The sequence below is a fragment of the Neobacillus sp. S1115 genome (genome assembly GCF_055385565.1).
Genome location: NZ_AP038275.1, coordinates 1,422,211 through 1,440,000, shown reverse-complemented (window position 1 = coordinate 1,440,000; position 17,790 = coordinate 1,422,211). Strand labels below are relative to the sequence as shown.

Genomic DNA, 17,790 nt, shown 5'->3' with positions numbered 1-17,790 from the left:
TCAAACAAACATGTATTGTCTGGCTCATATGTCCAGCTTATATCCTTAGAAAGGAGGTGATCCAGCCGCACCTTCCGATACGGCTACCTTGTTACGACTTCACCCCAATCATCTGTCCCACCTTAGGCGGCTGGCTCCTTACGGTTACCCCACCGACTTCGGGTGTTACAAACTCTCGTGGTGTGACGGGCGGTGTGTACAAGGCCCGGGAACGTATTCACCGCGGCATGCTGATCCGCGATTACTAGCGATTCCGGCTTCATGCAGGCGAGTTGCAGCCTGCAATCCGAACTGAGAATGGTTTTATGGGATTGGCTCCACCTCGCGGCTTCGCTGCCCTTTGTACCATCCATTGTAGCACGTGTGTAGCCCAGGTCATAAGGGGCATGATGATTTGACGTCATCCCCACCTTCCTCCGGTTTGTCACCGGCAGTCACCTTAGAGTGCCCAACTGAATGCTGGCAACTAAGATCAAGGGTTGCGCTCGTTGCGGGACTTAACCCAACATCTCACGACACGAGCTGACGACAACCATGCACCACCTGTCACTCTGTCCCCCGAAGGGGAAATTCCTATCTCTAGGAGTGTCAGAGGATGTCAAGACCTGGTAAGGTTCTTCGCGTTGCTTCGAATTAAACCACATGCTCCACCGCTTGTGCGGGCCCCCGTCAATTCCTTTGAGTTTCAGCCTTGCGGCCGTACTCCCCAGGCGGAGTGCTTAATGCGTTAGCTGCAGCACTAAAGGGCGGAAACCCTCTAACACTTAGCACTCATCGTTTACGGCGTGGACTACCAGGGTATCTAATCCTGTTTGCTCCCCACGCTTTCGCGCCTCAGCGTCAGTTACAGACCAGAAAGCCGCCTTCGCCACTGGTGTTCCTCCACATCTCTACGCATTTCACCGCTACACGTGGAATTCCGCTTTCCTCTTCTGCACTCAAGTCCCCCAGTTTCCAATGACCCTCCACGGTTGAGCCGTGGGCTTTCACATCAGACTTAAAGGACCGCCTGCGCGCGCTTTACGCCCAATAATTCCGGACAACGCTTGCCACCTACGTATTACCGCGGCTGCTGGCACGTAGTTAGCCGTGGCTTTCTGGTCAGGTACCGTCAAGGTACCGGCAGTTACTCCGGTACTTGTTCTTCCCTGACAACAGAGCTTTACGACCCGAAGGCCTTCATCGCTCACGCGGCGTTGCTCCATCAGACTTTCGTCCATTGTGGAAGATTCCCTACTGCTGCCTCCCGTAGGAGTCTGGGCCGTGTCTCAGTCCCAGTGTGGCCGATCACCCTCTCAGGTCGGCTACGCATCGTCGCCTTGGTGAGCCGTTACCTCACCAACTAGCTAATGCGCCGCGGGCCCATCTGTAAGTGTCAGCCGAAACCGACTTTCAACCTTCCCTCATGCGAGGGAAGAAATTATCCGGTATTAGCTCCGGTTTCCCGAAGTTATCCCAGTCTTACAGGCAGGTTGCCCACGTGTTACTCACCCGTCCGCCGCTAATCACCGGGAGCAAGCTCCCAGTGATTCGCTCGACTTGCATGTATTAGGCACGCCGCCAGCGTTCGTCCTGAGCCAGGATCAAACTCTCCAATAAAGTTGAGTTGATTAGCTCAAAAATGTTACGTTGGCTTCGTTTCAAAAGAAACGAATATTATTGTTTGTTGACGTTTTTGTTTGTTTAGTTTTCAAAGAACTATCTTGCGCGCCGCCCAAAAGCGACTTTATTAATATAACACATGGTGTTTGTTAATGTCAACACCTTTTTTAAAACCGTCTACTGCGGAAAACTTTTTGAAAATGTTTCGCAGCGACGGTTATTAATATATCAAGTATTCACGAAAAGGTCAATAGGTTTTTTTGTTTTTTTACGATAGTTTTTGACTAACGCGGTAACAGCGGTGAAAAACACCCTGTCCCTTTGTCTCAACATTAACGATTTCTAATAAATGTTTTTCAATTAAGTATTCAAGCAGGACTGACATATCAACGGAATACGGCATCAATTCCGGCTCACTCATGATTTCGCTAAACATCCAATGCTCTTTTTTACTTAAAACGTCTATTAAGTGGGAGGAACCGATGTTAGTTCTGGAGTGAATCAAGAATTCACTGGCAAGGAATAAAAGCTCGAGCCTTTGTTCCAATGTTTCCTCACTCACAACCAACTCAACATATAATTTATAAATTTCCGGTTCAATTTGCTTCACTTGCTGCCAAACCGTCAGTTCAGGATGAAGGCCATTTTCAATAATCGCTAATCTCGCCAGATGATGCAGGGAGTGAACGACATAATTATAGGCATCTAAATACTGTTTATTTTCAAACAGTGCTTTCCCATCCACATAGCGGCGGATTAACTTCGCAAATTCCAACCCCATTTTTATTTTTCGGCCATGGAACGGAAATTCTTCTAGTTCCTTTTTTAGATTGGCTACATATTCATTGCGGTCAAATAAAATTTTGGAATGATGAAGCCATTCAAAAATCTTTCGGTTGCTGCCTATTAAAATCCATTCTTGCAGCTGCGGCTCAGTGATAATATGCATGGCAGCTTTTTTGTCATCATACGAATAATGTTTTGTATATACAGGCTGATCTGCTTCTTTCACAATCATTAAAAGAATCGCATCAAACGAATCCGTCGTTTGACTTGACCGTTGTTTCTTTTCTACCAATAAAATCCCCAGGGTATTTAATTGGCTTGCCCTTTCTTGATAAATGGGCCGAAGAATGTCTTCCATCTTCTATACCTCCATTTTTCTAGCTAGCAATATATGTTCGACAGGAAGAAGAAATATCCTTCTAAAATTTAAGACAAAATTCGACATTCTTCTGTGTATCCTTTTTTCTCAATGGAGAATTGTGGTATAGTTTGTCTAGGAGGGAGAATCATGGCAAAATATTCGAGTAAAATAAATAAAATTAGAACGTTCGCATTGTCGTTGATCTTTGTTGGTTTTATCGTTATGTATGGTGGTATTTATTTTCGTACTTCACCACTTATTATGACCATCTTTATGATTTTTGGTCTGCTTTTTATTATCGCCAGCACGGTTGTTTATTTCTGGATTGGCATGCTGTCAACCAAAACCATTTCTGTCAACTGTCCCAGTTGCGGCAAACCCACTAAAATGCTTGGCAGGGTAGATATGTGCATGCACTGCCGCGAACCTTTGACTATGGATAAAGCCCTGGAAGGCAAGGAATTTGACGAAACTTATAATAAAAATAAAATGAAATAAAGGGATGACCAGCAATCGGTCATCCCCTTTTTTATAAACAAACAGCCGACTCCAAATTAGAATCGGCTTTACATTAGTGAACTTCTTTAGCAGAGCAATCTGGACAAGTGCCGTAAATTTCCATGCGGTGATTCGCCACTTTAAAACCAGTGACATGTGTTGCCAAGTGCTCCACTTCATCCAAGCCAGGATAGTGGAAATCAACAATTTTCCCGCATTCCTCACAGATTACATGATAGTGATGGGTCGTAACAAAATCAAAGCGGGCAGATGCATCTCCATAGGTCAATTCCTTTACAAGGCCTACTTCACGAAATACTCGTAAATTATTGTAAACCGTTGCCACACTCATATTCGGGAATTTGCCCTCTAAAGCTTTATAGATTTCATCTGCAGTAGGATGTGACATCGAGCTTATTAAATATTCAAGTATCGCATGACGTTGCGGAGTAATACGCACCCCAGTATCCTTTAAGGTATCCAACGCTTCTTTTAATTGATTCATCGCCATGCACCTCTTTTCAAAAAGATATTCTTACATTGTAATTGTTATAATTAGTTTACTAGGTAATTTGTACTTTTGTCAATATTGTAATACTGCAAACACCGAAGTTCATTAGCTATGTAATGTTTGTTCAGAAGCTCCTAACTGGTGGTTGACAAATCTTGCCGTGACAAACAACAAGTCAGAAAGACGGTTTAAATACGCCAGCACAAGCGGATTGACATCCTCCCCTAAGCCGACGGCACATCTTTCTGCTCTTCTTGCAATGGTCCTGGCCACATGGAAGGCTGCACCTGCAGGATGTCCCCCAGGTAAAATGAAATTCGTCAACGCCGGCAGGCTTGAATCCCATTCGTCAATTTGTTTTTCCAGTTCTTCAATATCCACTAAAGCTAATGACCACTTTACTTCCTTCCCTTTCGGAGTCGCGAGCTCAGCACCGACATGAAATAGGTTTGTTTGTATTTTATGATATGCTTTTTCAATTATTTCTTTCCCCTGAAAATTTTCCTTAGTTAAATAGCTTAATGCCAGTCCAATCATCGAATTCGTTTCATCACAGGTTCCGTAGGCCTCGACGCGAAGGTCGTTCTTTGCTACCCTTTGCCCGTAAATAAGTGAAGTTGTTCCTTTATCCCCTGTTTTCGTATAAATTTTCATTTTTCAATACCCCCTATTGGTAAATTTCAGCTTCACATGTCTATAAATCTTTTCTTCATCATATCACCTAGGTCATTTATTAGAAAAGAAAGAAGGCATAAAAAAGGGGTCCGAATGGACCCAATAAGTTTTATCTGAGGAGGTATGCCCTAATAAAATGATATTCACTTGAAGTACTTTTGCATTGGACAAAAGCCTTTTCTTGCGAAAATAGGCAGTCTATTATTGGTTTTCCCTGATATATGTTAAGGCTTCTTCGACATGCCCTTTCACCTGAACTTTTCTCCATTCCTTCGCAATATTGCCCTCTTTATCAATGATAAAAGTCGACCGTTCAATGCCCATGTATTCTTTCCCGAAGTTTTTCTTTAGCTTCCAAACACCGTAATCCCCCGCCACTTGATGATCGGTATCGGCAAGGAGCAGGAATGGCAGACCGTATTTCTCAACGAATTTTTGATGGCGGTCTACCGGATCTGGGCTCACGCCTAAAATAACGGCATTTAAGTCGGCAAACTGCTCATGTTGATCACGGAAATCACACGCTTCAGTCGTGCATCCCGGCGTCATATCCTTTGGATAAAAATAAAGCACAACATATTTTCCTTTTAACTCTGACAAAGTAACCTTCTCTCCAGTTTGTGCTTCTAGTGTAAAATCAGGTGCTTGTTTACCAATTTCTACTGTCATTTTATTCACTCCACTTTGAAAAATATTCCTATTTATAGCCTAACCAATGTGATAGAACAATACAACTTTCGTGCACCTGGGGATTTATTTTTCCCGATCAAACATGACCTTGGCAACGAAGGCCGCCGGGAGCGTATAGCCTATTAATGCTTCAATGACGGCAACCAGCCTTCCGATTCCCTGAGGAATCACATCTCCATTGCCAACTGAGAACAGCATCATCGCGCTAAAATAAAAGCTCGTTTCAAAAATGTTCCGGTGTTCGGTGTTATTTATTTCCGCCAAGACCTTCATTCCCGCTAATTCAAAAATTAAATAAATCAGCCCAAATCCGAAGATGACAGTTAAATAGCATGTTCCTAAATAAAAGAAATTGTCAAAGGACACCAATTTGCCCTTAATCGTGTTGGGAATAAACAAGGTTCGAATACTCATGAAGATGCAAAAAATCACAATCGGCAGCAAGAAATAAATCACAAGACCACCTCTAATATTTGTACAGATTAGTTCATTGTATGTGGGCTTGACCAATAAAATATCAAAAAACCGTGCCGAATGTAGCACGGTTTTAATTAATTATTAATTGCCGGCGCCGCGGTATTTTTTGACACCCTGATTCCAAAGGAATACGGAGAGCGAAAAAAAGATGATGCCGATTGCAGGTGTTAAAAACGAATAGATATACCATTCTTGTTTTTCAAGAAAAAAAGCAGCGGGATAGACGCCAACGAAAGCAAACGGCAAAATCCAAGTGAGCACGAAGCGGATCACCGTATTATAGATATTGACCGGATAGCGGCCGTAGTTGCTGATGTTGTACATCATCGGCATGAGCGAGGTTTTCGCATCCGCCCAGAAGCTGACGCAGGCGAGCATCACAAAGATGCCGCCGTAAACAAGCGCGCCGCCGATGACGAAAATAATAAAGAGAATCGGATCAAACCAATCCACCTGCAGGTTTAACCGGCTACCCGCATAAAACATGACAGCTAAGCCGGTGACCGCCCCTAATAAAGCTTCCAGTTCCAGCCGCTCGAGGATAATCTGAAAAAGACTATGAATCGGCCTAGTTAGGATACGGTCAAGTTCTCCCCTTACAATATAACGCTCGTTGAAATCCCAGATATTAAAGAAGGCCGAAAAGACCGCGTAAGGTACTAAGAAAAATCCATATATAAAAATAATTTCATCACGGCTCCAGCCGCCGAGCAGCTGGGTGTGGCCAAAGACGACCAGAATAAAGACGAGATTGATGGCCTGGGACATCAGGTCCGAGAAAAACTCGACAAACAGGTCAGACCGATATTGCAATCTTGTTTTCATATATTGCGACATGTATTGAAAAAACATCGTTACGTAAAACACCATTTACCCTCCTTGAATGACCAGCTGTTTTTTCGCAATAACCCAAAGAATTTGGATGGGAATGAGGAGGATGATAACCCAAATAAATTGCTGGCCGATGGCTTGAATGGCCTGCTGGTGCGTGAATCCCTCTGTATAGATCATGCTTGGTATATAGCTGATTCCCTGAAACGGCAGGAATTTCATAATTCCCTGCGCCCAGCCCGGGAAAAAACTCATCGGCAAAAGCAGCCCGGAAAACAGATCAATGACGACCCGCTTAGCACGGATTAGGCCTGAATTATTATATAAGAAGAAAGTCGTAATTCCGGTTAATAGATTTAACTGGGTGTTAATGAAAAAGCTTAGTAGGATGGAGATGGCGAATAATCCCCATACGTCTGGCTTTAATGTGATTTGGATCGGAAATACGAAATAAACAATAATGAGTCCCGGCAGCGAGAAGAAAAATAACCGAAAAATCCCTTCCCCCAGTCCCTGCATGGTTTTCATGCCGAGGTAGTTGTAGGGACGGATCAGTTCAACGGCCACCTTCCCTTCCATGATTTCCATCGCCATTTCCCGGTCCAGGTTGTTGAAATAAAAGGCCCGCGCCATCCAGGAAATCGCCACATAGGTTGTCATTTGTGTAATGGATAGACCCTGGATTTCCTCCTTGCCGCTGTAGATCGCTGTCCACAGAAAATAATAGGCGCCGATGTTGATGCCGTAAATGAGGATGCCCGTATAATAATTTGTTCGGTAGGCGAGCATCATTAAAAAACGGATGCGAATCATTTCTAAATATTTATCCAAATTCCACCGCACCCTTTTCGTAAATATTGCGGATGATTTCTTCCGTGGATGTTTCGTTGATTTTAATGTCCTTTATTTTAAAAGCAGCGACGATTTTGGCAATCAGCTGTGAGATGAGTTCGTCGTTATTTTGCATGTTGGCGGTAAAGATTTGTTCCTTTTCGTCGTGCTCCCATTTGACAGGAAGGGCGGCTGTAAGTTTTTTTACGGCTGGCAGATCGACATTTTCAAGGAACTGGAATTGCAGCTCTTTGCCATCCCCTAATGTGTCTTTTAAATTCTTCAAAGCCCCATCATAGATGATATTTCCTTCATCAAGCATAATGACGCGTTCGCATAATGCCTCTATGTCTGAGAGGTCGTGGGTTGTTAAGAGAATGGTTGTATTGTATTTTTCATTGATTTCCTTTAAAAATTCACGGATTTTTAATTTTACTAGGACATCCAGGCCGATCGTCGGTTCATCCAGAAAAAGAAGCGGCGGATTGTGGATGAGTGCCGCGGCCAGCTCGCAGCGCATTCGTTGTCCGAGCGATAGCTTTCTGACTGGTTTGTCGAGAAGCGGCTCGATATCAAGTGTTTTGATGACATGGTTCATATGGTCGTCATATTGTTCATCCGTTACCTTATATACCTTTTTGAGGAGCCGGAATGATTCCTGGACGGCGATGTCCCACCATAGTTGGGAACGCTGGCCAAACACGACGCCGATGGTTTGGACAAATTTTTCCCGCTCCTTATGGGGATTCATGCCGTTCACTTTGATTTGCCCGCCGGATGGGGTTAAAATACCTGTTAACATTTTGATAGTTGTTGATTTACCGGCCCCGTTTTCGCCGATATAGCCGACCATTTCCCCTTGCTTGACGTTAAAACTGATATCGTTGACTGCACGTGCTATTTTATAATTTCGTGTAAAAAGGTCGCGGAACGCGCCCGCTAAGCCGGAACGGCTGGAATAAGCTTTGAATTCTTTTCGTAAGCTGTTTACTTCTATAGCGTTCTTCATTTATATGGCACCTCCTGATGTGGCATGTGGCTTACCCTAATGTTTTAGTTTAGCCAATCAGGGGCGGAGGTACAACTATCTTGCTTTTTATTTTTGGAGAAGGATTGAGGCTGGAAGTGGGTTGCTGTTCTTGTAAATTGGGTGCGAGTTGATTCCTATTAGACAGTTCTTGATTTGAGACAGGGGAAATGTCTTTTAGAGGTGCTTTTATTGAACAAAACGTCCCACCTTCATCTCATGATGTCCTTCATCCGCCATATGAAGGACAAAAACCCTTCACCTCCACCCCATAATGTCCTTCACCCCCGCCCCACCCCAAAATGTCAAAATAGTAAATCACAAAAAACATGCTAGAATAGGAATGTTAATAAAAAAGGAGGAAACCCAAGTGCATTTTACCAATTCAGAACGAATACATAATGAAGCTCTCGAACATATTGTCGGCGGGGTCAACAGCCCATCCCGTTCCTATAAGGCAGTCGGCGGCGGCGCACCGGTTGTGATGGAACGCGCTCAGGGCGCGTATTTTTGGGATGTTGACGGCAACCAGTACATCGATTACTTGGCCGCCTACGGACCGATCATTACCGGTCATGCCCACCCGCATATAACCGAAGCCATCAAGCGCGCGGCAGAAACCGGCGTCCTATACGGAACTCCGACGCCGCATGAAGTAAAATTCGCCAAAATGCTAAAGGAAGCTATTCCTTCATTAGACAAGGTCCGCTTTGTCAACTCTGGAACAGAAGCGGTCATGACGACAATCCGTGTAGCCCGTGCGTACACAGGCCGAGACAAAATCATCAAATTTGCCGGCTGCTATCATGGTCACTCTGACCTTGTTCTTGTCGCCGCAGGTTCTGGACCGTCAACCTTAGGTACTCCGGATTCAGCAGGCGTGCCGAAGTCGATCGCCCAAGAGGTTATTACTGTCCCATTCAATGATATTGAACCGTACAAAGAGGCACTAGAAAAATGGGGCGATCAAATTGCCGCTGTTCTCGTTGAACCGATTGTCGGCAACTTCGGAATCGTAGAACCAAACCCTGGTTTCCTAGAACAGGTAAATGAACTTACCCACGCGGCTGGTGCGCTAGTAATCTACGATGAAGTAATTACAGCCTTCCGGTTCATGTACGGCGGGGCCCAAGACCTCCTCAACGTCAAGCCTGACCTTACCGCAATGGGGAAAATCATTGGCGGCGGACTGCCAATTGGGGCCTATGGCGGACGGAAGGAAATCATGGAAACAGTCGCCCCTCTAGGCCCTGCCTACCAGGCGGGAACGATGGCCGGCAACCCTGCCTCGATCCTATCTGGAATCGCCTGCTTAGAAGTGTTAAAACAAGAGGGCCTTTATGAATACTTAGATCGCCTTGGCGCGATGCTGGAAGAAGGTATTCTTGAGGCTGCTAAGGAACACAATATCCAAATTACCATCAACCGCTTAAAGGGTGCCTTAACCGTCTATTTCACTGATGAGAAAATTGAAAATTATGAGCAGGCGGAAAAAACGGACGGTGAGATGTTTGCGAAGTTCTTTAAACTGATGCTGCATCAAGGAATCAACCTCGCTCCATCCAAATATGAAGCTTGGTTCCTCACAATCGCCCATACTGAGGAAGATGTGGAAGCAACTCTCCACGCGGTCAGAAATGCATTTTCTTCACTAAAACAGGAATAAATATGCATATTTCATGCACGAAAGGGAGCTATACATGCTCTCTTTTTATTAAAAAAAACAAATTGTAAACGTTTTCATGTAAGGCTTTTCATCTATATTTTCGATTAAAATCATGCCAAATTGATATCCAAACTCTTGAATAATTATTTGATTTCTGAAAATTCGTATGATACGATATGTTTATTATTTTTCCTTTTTTCTCTTAACTTTTTTCCTGCAATTTTTCAAGTTATCAATTATCAGGAGGTGAAGCGGCTTCCTTTAGGAATTCTGAAGAAGCCCGACAAAATGACACAAAGATGGACGCCATCTCAATTTAAAGATTTTCATAAACATGAACACGATGCTTGTGGAATAGTCGCTTGCCTTGAAAAAGCACAGACCCCAACAAGGAACAACATTTTTGCTTGTATAGACGCTCTAGTGACCATGAACCACCGCGCAGGCTTTATTAACGGTGAGGGAGATGGCGTTGGAATCCATACGGATATCCCAAGGGACCTTTGGAAGGAAAAGCTGCTTCAGGCAGACCTGGACCCGGCACTCACGGAAAAAGAGGGCTTTGCTGTAGGTCATGTTTTTATCAGCAGGAAAGCAAATTGGGCTGAGGTTAAGCAAGAATTAGCAGACAAACTAGTAAAATATGAATTGAAGCTAATCTTTGAAACAACTGAGGTCACCAATCCATCAGCATTAGGTCCAATTGCCATTCAGGAAAACCCGATTTTCTGGCAATTTGCCATCCTATCAAACAAGAACGGCCAGGAATTAAACAAGGTCCTGTTCGAAGCATTGGTTGATTTTGAAAAAAATGAACTTGTTCACGTAGCGTCTTTCAGCCAAAACCATGTTGTTTACAAAGTAATGGGCGCAGGTGACATTCTGCCGCGCTATTACCAAGACTTAGCAAACCCACTTGTGGCTTCCACCATGACACTTGGCCACAACCGTTATTCTACAAACACTCTCTCCAGCTTTTTCCGGGTACAGCCTTTCAGCGTGCTTGGTCACAATGGTGAAATCAATACCATTTCCAAGCTTCGTGATGAGGCAAGAATGATTGGTGTACCACTTGTAAAAGACGGAAGTGATTCCCAGGATTTAAGCAGAACGATGGAAACATTAATCTGTCGTGATGGCTACTCCTTATTTGAAGTAATGGATTTATTATTCCCGCCGATTATTAATGAAATCAAAGCTTATCCAGAGCATTTACAAGATTTATATACTTATATGCGTGAAGCTTGGGGACATTTTGCCCAAGGGCCTGCCGGCATTATTTCAAGATATGGCGATGAGGCCGTGTTCAGTGTCGATGCACTTGGACTCCGCCCGCTGTGGATGCTTGAAACGGAAACTTCCTACCTATTCTCGTCTGAACCAGGAATCATTCCTTCAAACGAATACGTGAACGATCCGAAGCCATTAGCACCTGGTGAAAAGGTTGGCTTTAAGTGGAACGGAAACCAGCTTGAAGTTTTTGAACAAAGCCAATACCAAAATGTCGTTTATAACCGTTTTTCAAAACGGGTTAACCTCCAAGGAGCAAGACTGCGTCTGCAGCCGCCGGCACTTGGCAAAACCGTAACCATGAATTATCCAGATAAAATTCATAACGGGCAATACAAATCATTTGGCTGGGAACGCGAGCATATTCAATTAATCGAGCAAATGGCCGAAAAAGGGGCCGAGCCGATTCGTTCACTTGGCCACGACTCACCGCTTGCAGCCTTAAATCCAGAGCGTGTCAACATTGCCGATTATATTAAAGAAAGCGTAGCAGTTGTCACAAACCCAGCGATTGACCGCGACCGGGAAACAGAGCATTTCTCCACCCGTGTCATTATTGGCAAGCGCCCAACATTATTTGCAGCTGCCGAAAAAGCAGAATCAGTCATTGAATTGACAACACCGCTGCTCTTAGAAGGAAAAGCTGGCTTCGCATGTGCAGAAAGCTTAGGACAGCCGACTTTTGATCAGCTTGTCCAGCATTTCCAAGAGCAAAAGCTGATCGCTTATATTTCAACTACCTTCCAAACGGATGAAACGGTTGATGCTGCCATTGAAAGACTTGCAAACGAAGCTGTTCAGGCTGTTCAGGCCGGTAAGTCGCTGCTTGTCCTTGACGATGCAAAAGCCCATCAAGAGAATTCTTATTGGCTTGACCCGCATCTCGTCACATCGGCGATTGATCAAGCTTTAGTGAAAGCAGAATTAAGAAGAGATTGTTCATTATTGCTTCGCTCTGCTGCGATTCGTTCGCTTCATGACATTATTACTGTTTTTGGCTTAGGTGCAGATTTAATCAGCCCATACTACATGTTCTTAACGGTTCAGAATGAATCAACAACGCCGTTAACGAACCTTTACAGTGCATTAACCAAAGGGATAGAAAAAGTCATTTCAACGATTGGTATCCATGAACTGCGCGGCTATGGACGCCTGTTCTCCAGTATCGGTCTGCACGAGTCGATTGCCAATGTATTAAACATTGTGAACTTCTTCGGCTCCGATGAAATTGAAAATAATTTTGAAGCACTGAAACAGGATGCTTTAAAAAGAGCAGAAGATTATCAGAATGATAAGGAAAGAGTCGGAAAAACGTTCAGCCTCTTCCCACGGATTTGGAAAGCGATTGGCGAAGTGGCCTCCACTGGTGATTACAGCGCATATCGCGATAAAATCTCCGAGCAGGAAGCAGCAAATCCGGTTACAATCCGCCATTTAGTTCAATTAAAGCAAGGCCTAAATCAGGTATCGCCTAACGATGTTGATCTTCGTGTCGGTGATCATGATCTGCCGTTTTTGATTTCCTCTATGTCCTTCGGTTCGCAAAACGAAATTGCCTTCAGAGCTTATGCTGAAGGGGCTGACCGCTTGAACATGGTGAGCTTGAACGGTGAAGGCGGCGAGATCAAGGATATGCTTGGCAAATACCCAAGAACACGAGGCCAGCAGATTGCTTCCGGACGATTTGGGGTTAACGCCGAACTTTTAAACTCTTCTAATCTATTAGAAATCAAAATCGGTCAAGGTGCAAAGCCTGGTGAAGGCGGACACTTGCCTGGTTCTAAGGTGACGGCCAAGGTTGCGGCAGCACGTAATGCTACACTTGGTTCTGACTTAATTTCACCGTCCAATAACCATGATATTTATTCGATTGAAGACTTGGCACAAATGATTCAGGAGCTAAAAACAGCAAATGACCAGGCAAAGATTGCCGTTAAGGTGCCGGTCGTTCCAAACATCGGAACAATTGCAGTCGGTATCGCTAAAGCTGGAGCAGATATTATTACTCTGAGCGGATTTGATGGGGGTACAGGGGCAGCCAGAATCCACGCCCTGCAGCACGTCGGCCTCCCTGTTGAAATCGGCGTAAAAGCTGCTCACAATGCATTACTTGAAAGCGGCCTGCGCCACAAGGTGGAATTATGGGCTGACGGCGGTATGAAGAGTGTAATGGACGTTATGAAAATCATGCTTCTTGGTGCCAACCGTGTTGGCTTTGGTACATTAGCAATGCTGTCGATTGGTTGTACGACCTGCCGCGGCTGTCATTTAGATACCTGCCACGTTGGTATTGCCACTCAAATTGAAACGGAAGCACAGGCAAAAGACCACGGTCTTCGCCGCTTCGTTCCGCGTCAATTTGATTTAGCTGTACAAGGAATTATGAATCTATTCACTGCATTTGGTACTGAATTAAAAGCACTTGCAGCAAGCCTTGGAATCCGCAATCTGCAAGATGCCGTCGGTCATTCCGAACTATTAGAGCAAGTGAAAGGCCAAAATCAGTTGAACCTTTCTTACCTATTAAAGCCATTAGAAATCAGCCAGTTTGCTAAAATTGAAGCTTCTAAGTCTGTTTCCGAAGCGCAAATGCAAGTGGCAGCTGGCGCTGAGTATCTTGATGCAAGTGTGGATCAGCTTCACTCTTCAAGAGAATTCGTCAGCATCACATCTGAACAGCGGGTATTGGGAAGCCGAGTTTCCTGCCACCGTGTCCGCGGCAGATTGGATGGCTCTTACAAGCAGCTTCCGCCTGTCCAGCTTAAGTACAAAGAAGGCTCCATCCCTGGTAACGGACTAGGCGCATACAACAGTGAAGGAATTGAAATCACCGTTAACGGCGGCGGTCAGGACGGCGTTGGTAAGACCTCCTTTGGCGGTAACATTCATGTTCTGAAATCAAAAGGCAAAAACGGCCAATACGTCAACGGTTCTGTTGGTAAAGGCTTCGGCTACGGTGCCCAAAAGGGTCTCCTTGTTGCCCAGGGCAATGCTGATGCCCGTGCCGGAATCCGCCTCTCTGGTGCCGATCTTATAATCGGCGGACAGCTGAAAAAGCCGTTGCCTGAAAAAGAAAACGGCAATATCGGTTCCAACGCTAATATCAAAGGATTTGCGTTTGAATATATGACAAACGGACGCGGTCTTGTTCTTGGGGACCCAGGTCCATGGATTTGCGCAGGTATGACCGGCGGTGTCATCTATGTCCGCCAGCAGCCTGAACTCGGATTAACCAAGGAAGCTGTACAGAGACGCGTTGCCAAAGGCGCCAAAGTATCTGTCGTCAATTTAACCGAAAAAGGCAAACAGGATATTAATGAGCTCTTAGGCAAATATACAGCCCTGTTAGCCGAGAACGGCCAAACGGAAGAAGCCGAACAGCTTCAAAGCTTGCTGGCAAGCCCAGAAGAGCACTTCGTGCAAATTACTCCTGTTAAAGAGCAGGCTGATCCATCCGTATCTACAGAATAATAAATTTTCAAAAAAGCATTCGCGTACTATTGCGGATGCTTTTTTTAAGCAACTTTTAAAAATAATGTCATATAATTTCTCTTGATTAAATAGTTTAATCCCTGTATAGTACTTAATTGTTTAGCTCTCGAGCAAACTATTAAGAAATTATGTATCATTGAAAGGAATCTATTATCAAATGAAGTTAGGTGCCCGCATTTTAAAAACGGGAATTGCGATTGTCTTGTCTCTATACTTGGCCTATTTGCTGCATTCACCCTCTCCCGTCTTTGCAGCCATTGCCGCGATTTTTGCCATCCAACCGACCATTTACCGCTCTTATTTAACGATTATTGAACAAGTTCAAGGGAACATCATTGGCGCCATCCTTGCGGTCGTCTTTGTTCTTCTGTTAGGAAATCATACGATCGTCATTGGACTGGCAGCGATTATTGTCATCACGCTTAACCTTAAATTTAAATTGGAAAATACGATTGGGTTATCGCTCGTTACGCTTATTTCGATTATGGAGGCACCGGGAAGTGATTTTATCACCTTTGCCGCAATCCGCTTCTCCACGATCATGATTGGGGTATTTTCGGCCTTTATCGTCAACCTGGTGTTTATGCCGCCCAAATATGAAAATAAGCTTTATTTAAAAATTGGCAGCACAACCGAGGAAATCATCAGATGGATCCGCTTGAGCATACGCCACGATTACGACCATCAATTGCTGAAAACGGATATTGGCAAGCTGAAGGAAAACATCAAAAGCATTGAACAATTTTATACGATGTATAAAGAAGAACGAAGCTATTTTAAAAAGAACCTCTTAGAAAAATCAAGAAAACTCGTGGTTTACCGGCAAATGACCATAGCCGCTAGAAAAGGTCTTGATACCTTAAAAAGAATTCATCGCTTTGAAAATGAACTATTGCTGCTGCCAGAACCATTTAAGGAAGCCATCCAGGAGCAGCTTGACAGCCTCATTTACCAGCATGAACAGATTATGCTGCAGTTCATTGGGAAAATTCCTATTACAACAGCTTCACCCGTAGAAAAGGTCAGCACAGATAAAAAGCTGCTCTTTGACTTATTTCTAGTCCATCAAAAAGAGTTTGCAGCTGATGATGATAATCAGCATCTCTACCATACCATGCAAATTGTCGCCTCGATTATTGATTACAGCGAGCAGGTGGAGCATCTTGATGTGTTAATTACCAGCTTTCATTCTTTCCACCACAACGAAATATCCATTGAAGAAGAAAGCAACCAATAGAAAAACCGAAGCCATGACGCTTCGGTTTTTTTTAAATGGATGTTTGTTCATTTTTATTGTCCAGCTGCTGGACTTGAAATAGTTTATAATAGTTCCCCTGCTTAGCCATTAACTCATCGTGCGTACCTGATTCCACAATCTGGCCATGTTCAATTAGAATAATTCTGTCTGCGTGAGTGATGGTCGATAATCGGTGCGCAACAATAAAGGTCGTCCGGTCCTTCGCCAGTTCCTCCAGCGCCTCTTGAATGTAGTGTTCACTTTCCAAATCGAGTGCTGAGGTTGCCTCGTCAAGAATTAAGATGGGCGGATTTTTCAAAAAGACACGGGCGATGGCGACCCGCTGCTTCTGGCCGCCGGACAGCTTGACGCCTCTTTCCCCCACCTTCGTATCATAGCCTTCCGCCAGATGTTGGATAAACTCGTGGGCATTGGCCGCTTTTGCCGCCGCAAACACTTCTTCTTCGGTAGATTCTGGCTTACCCAGTAAAATATTATCCTTAACCGACTCACTGAATAAAATATTGTCTTGGAACACGACACCGATTTTATCCCGTAACGATTGAACCCTAAATTGGCGGATATCTACCCCATCAAGCGTAATCCGGCCGTTGGTGACATCGTAAAAGCGCGGAATCAAACTTACCAGCGTGGATTTCCCCCCGCCGCTCATCCCGACAAGCGCGATCGTTTCTCCTTTTTTCACTTGAAGGTTTATATTTTTTAATACCGACGCTTCGTTTTCGTTATAAGCGAAGGAAACATTTTCAAAGTTAATATTCCCCGTTACCTGCCCGCATTCCACCGCATCCGGGGCATCCAGCACATCATATTTTTCATCCAAAAATTCAAAAACCCGGTCCATTGATGCAAACGACTGAGTAATCGTCGTGGACGAGTTCACCAATCTTCTTAACGGATTGTACAGCTTATCAATATAGGCGAAAAACGCCACCATTGTCCCTAGGGAAAGCTGATGGTGAATCACCAAATAAGCGGAGTAGCCAATCACAATTAACGGAGCAATATCGGTAATCGTGTTGACTGCCGAAAATGATTTCGCATTCCAGCTCGTGTGTTGGAGTGCTTTTTCCAAAAAGTTCTTATTCTGCTTATCAAATTGGGTTTGTTCATATTCCTCAATCGCAAAGCTCTTAATTACCGGCATACCCTGCACCCGCTCGTGGAGATAGCTCTGCACCTCAGCAAGGGCTTGTGACCGTCTTCTCGTGAGATTGCGCAGATTCCCAAAAAAGTACCTAATCGAAAACGCATAAAGCGGGAACAACAAAATAGACACAAGCGTCAGCTTTACATTCATGGAAAACATGAGAATAATGGCAATAACGATGGTGGCGATATCAAGCCAGAGGTTCATCAATCCGGTCACAACAAATGTTTTTGTCTGTTCAACATCGTTGATGACCCGCGAAATGATTTCTCCTGCCCGGGTATTGGCATAATATTTAAAGCTTAATTTTTGAATATGTTTATACATTTTATTGCGGATATCATATAAGACCTTATTTGATGTCCATTGCGCATAATACTGGCGATAATACTCAATCGGCGGCCTCAGGATCACAAAAACGAGCAGCATGACGCCCATGATGAGCATTAATTTATGAATTTTTCCATCGGTGGATAATGCATGATTGCCAATGATATCATCGATCACATACTGAATTAAAATGGGAATGATGAGAGGAATGGAAAATTTAATAATACCGATGAAAATCGTGGCGATGATTTGCCAGCGGTATGGTTTGACAAATTGAAGGTATCTGCGGATGCTCTCCAAACCAGTTTCCCCCTT

Annotated in this window: 13 protein-coding genes and 1 rRNA gene; 4 read left to right on the top strand and 10 right to left on the bottom strand. The window is 44.2% G+C overall.

Features of this window, described 5'->3' with window-relative positions:
• Nucleotides 1-49: 49 nt before the first annotated feature.
• Together ACZ5B7_RS07000 and ACZ5B7_RS06995 are read right to left on the bottom strand one after the other, a co-directional pair.
• Nucleotides 50-1,599: ribosomal RNA gene (locus ACZ5B7_RS07000) — 16S ribosomal RNA — on the bottom strand.
• 271 nt (nt 1,600-1,870) lie between these two features.
• Nucleotides 1,871-2,746: a nucleotidyltransferase-like protein gene (locus ACZ5B7_RS06995; protein ID WP_423801310.1), complete on the bottom strand. Its 876-nt coding sequence runs from the start codon at nt 2,744-2,746 to the stop codon at nt 1,871-1,873.
• Nucleotides 2,747-2,893: 147 nt separating this feature from the next.
• Here ACZ5B7_RS06995 and ACZ5B7_RS06990 point away from each other — a divergent pair, with 147 nt between their 5' ends.
• Nucleotides 2,894-3,247 (top strand): YgzB family protein, encoded by a 354-nt coding sequence (locus tag ACZ5B7_RS06990; RefSeq protein WP_464494449.1) that lies wholly within the window; start codon nt 2,894-2,896, stop codon nt 3,245-3,247.
• Nucleotides 3,248-3,320: 73 nt separating this feature from the next.
• Here the strand turns inward: ACZ5B7_RS06990 and perR are convergent, their stop codons facing one another.
• The 7 genes from perR to ACZ5B7_RS06955 form a co-directional block, all read right to left on the bottom strand.
• Complete coding sequence (gene perR / locus ACZ5B7_RS06985) at nt 3,321-3,758, bottom strand: peroxide-responsive transcriptional repressor PerR (RefSeq protein ID WP_378584452.1); 438 nt, start codon at nt 3,756-3,758, stop codon at nt 3,321-3,323.
• A gap of 105 nt (nt 3,759-3,863) precedes the next feature.
• Entirely contained in the window at nt 3,864-4,412 is a 549-nt protein-coding gene (locus tag ACZ5B7_RS06980) for a cob(I)yrinic acid a,c-diamide adenosyltransferase (protein WP_213146709.1), read from the bottom strand.
• A gap of 222 nt (nt 4,413-4,634) precedes the next feature.
• On the bottom strand, nt 4,635-5,102 hold the full coding sequence (bcp, locus tag ACZ5B7_RS06975; protein ID WP_464493228.1) for a thioredoxin-dependent thiol peroxidase: 468 nt from the start codon (nt 5,100-5,102) through the stop codon (nt 4,635-4,637).
• 84 nt (nt 5,103-5,186) lie between these two features.
• Complete coding sequence (locus ACZ5B7_RS06970; protein WP_464493227.1) at nt 5,187-5,579, bottom strand: ion channel; 393 nt, start codon at nt 5,577-5,579, stop codon at nt 5,187-5,189.
• A gap of 102 nt (nt 5,580-5,681) precedes the next feature.
• Entirely contained in the window at nt 5,682-6,467 is a 786-nt protein-coding gene (locus ACZ5B7_RS06965; protein ID WP_464494448.1) for an ABC transporter permease, read from the bottom strand.
• A gap of 3 nt (nt 6,468-6,470) precedes the next feature.
• Nucleotides 6,471-7,262, bottom strand: coding sequence for an ABC transporter permease (locus ACZ5B7_RS06960; RefSeq protein ID WP_464493226.1), 792 nt, complete (start codon nt 7,260-7,262; stop codon nt 6,471-6,473).
• Entirely contained in the window at nt 7,255-8,271 is a 1,017-nt protein-coding gene (locus ACZ5B7_RS06955; RefSeq protein ID WP_464493225.1) for an ABC transporter ATP-binding protein, read from the bottom strand. The genes ACZ5B7_RS06960 and ACZ5B7_RS06955 overlap by 8 nt, the downstream gene beginning before the upstream one ends.
• A gap of 388 nt (nt 8,272-8,659) precedes the next feature.
• Between ACZ5B7_RS06955 and ACZ5B7_RS06950 the strand changes: the two genes are divergently transcribed.
• The 3 genes from ACZ5B7_RS06950 (at nt 8,660) to ACZ5B7_RS06940 (ending at nt 15,974) form a co-directional block, all read left to right on the top strand.
• Nucleotides 8,660-9,955: a glutamate-1-semialdehyde 2,1-aminomutase gene (locus ACZ5B7_RS06950; protein WP_213146705.1), complete on the top strand. Its 1,296-nt coding sequence runs from the start codon at nt 8,660-8,662 to the stop codon at nt 9,953-9,955.
• Between the two features lie 288 nt (nt 9,956-10,243).
• Entirely contained in the window at nt 10,244-14,716 is a 4,473-nt protein-coding gene (locus ACZ5B7_RS06945) for a glutamate synthase-related protein (RefSeq protein ID WP_464493224.1), read from the top strand.
• 178 nt (nt 14,717-14,894) lie between these two features.
• On the top strand, nt 14,895-15,974 hold the full coding sequence (locus ACZ5B7_RS06940) for an FUSC family protein (protein ID WP_213146704.1): 1,080 nt from the start codon (nt 14,895-14,897) through the stop codon (nt 15,972-15,974).
• Between the two features lie 31 nt (nt 15,975-16,005).
• Here the strand turns inward: ACZ5B7_RS06940 and ACZ5B7_RS06935 are convergent, their stop codons facing one another.
• Complete coding sequence (locus tag ACZ5B7_RS06935) at nt 16,006-17,775, bottom strand: ABC transporter ATP-binding protein (protein WP_464493223.1); 1,770 nt, start codon at nt 17,773-17,775, stop codon at nt 16,006-16,008.
• Nucleotides 17,776-17,790: the final 15 nt, after the last annotated feature.

Coding starts and splice junctions, on each gene's coding strand:
- ACZ5B7_RS06995 (WP_423801310.1), bottom strand. CDS start 2,746: ATGGAAGACATTCTTCGGCCCATTTATCAAGAAAGGGCAAGCCAATTA.
- perR (WP_378584452.1), bottom strand. CDS start 3,758: ATGGCGATGAATCAATTAAAAGAAGCGTTGGATACCTTAAAGGATACT.
- ACZ5B7_RS06980 (WP_213146709.1), bottom strand. CDS start 4,412: ATGAAAATTTATACGAAAACAGGGGATAAAGGAACAACTTCACTTATT.
- bcp (WP_464493228.1), bottom strand. CDS start 5,102: ATGACAGTAGAAATTGGTAAACAAGCACCTGATTTTACACTAGAAGCA.
- ACZ5B7_RS06955 (WP_464493225.1), bottom strand. CDS start 8,271: ATGAAGAACGCTATAGAAGTAAACAGCTTACGAAAAGAATTCAAAGCT.
- ACZ5B7_RS06945 (WP_464493224.1), top strand. CDS start 10,244: ATGACACAAAGATGGACGCCATCTCAATTTAAAGATTTTCATAAACAT.
- ACZ5B7_RS06940 (WP_213146704.1), top strand. CDS start 14,895: ATGAAGTTAGGTGCCCGCATTTTAAAAACGGGAATTGCGATTGTCTTG.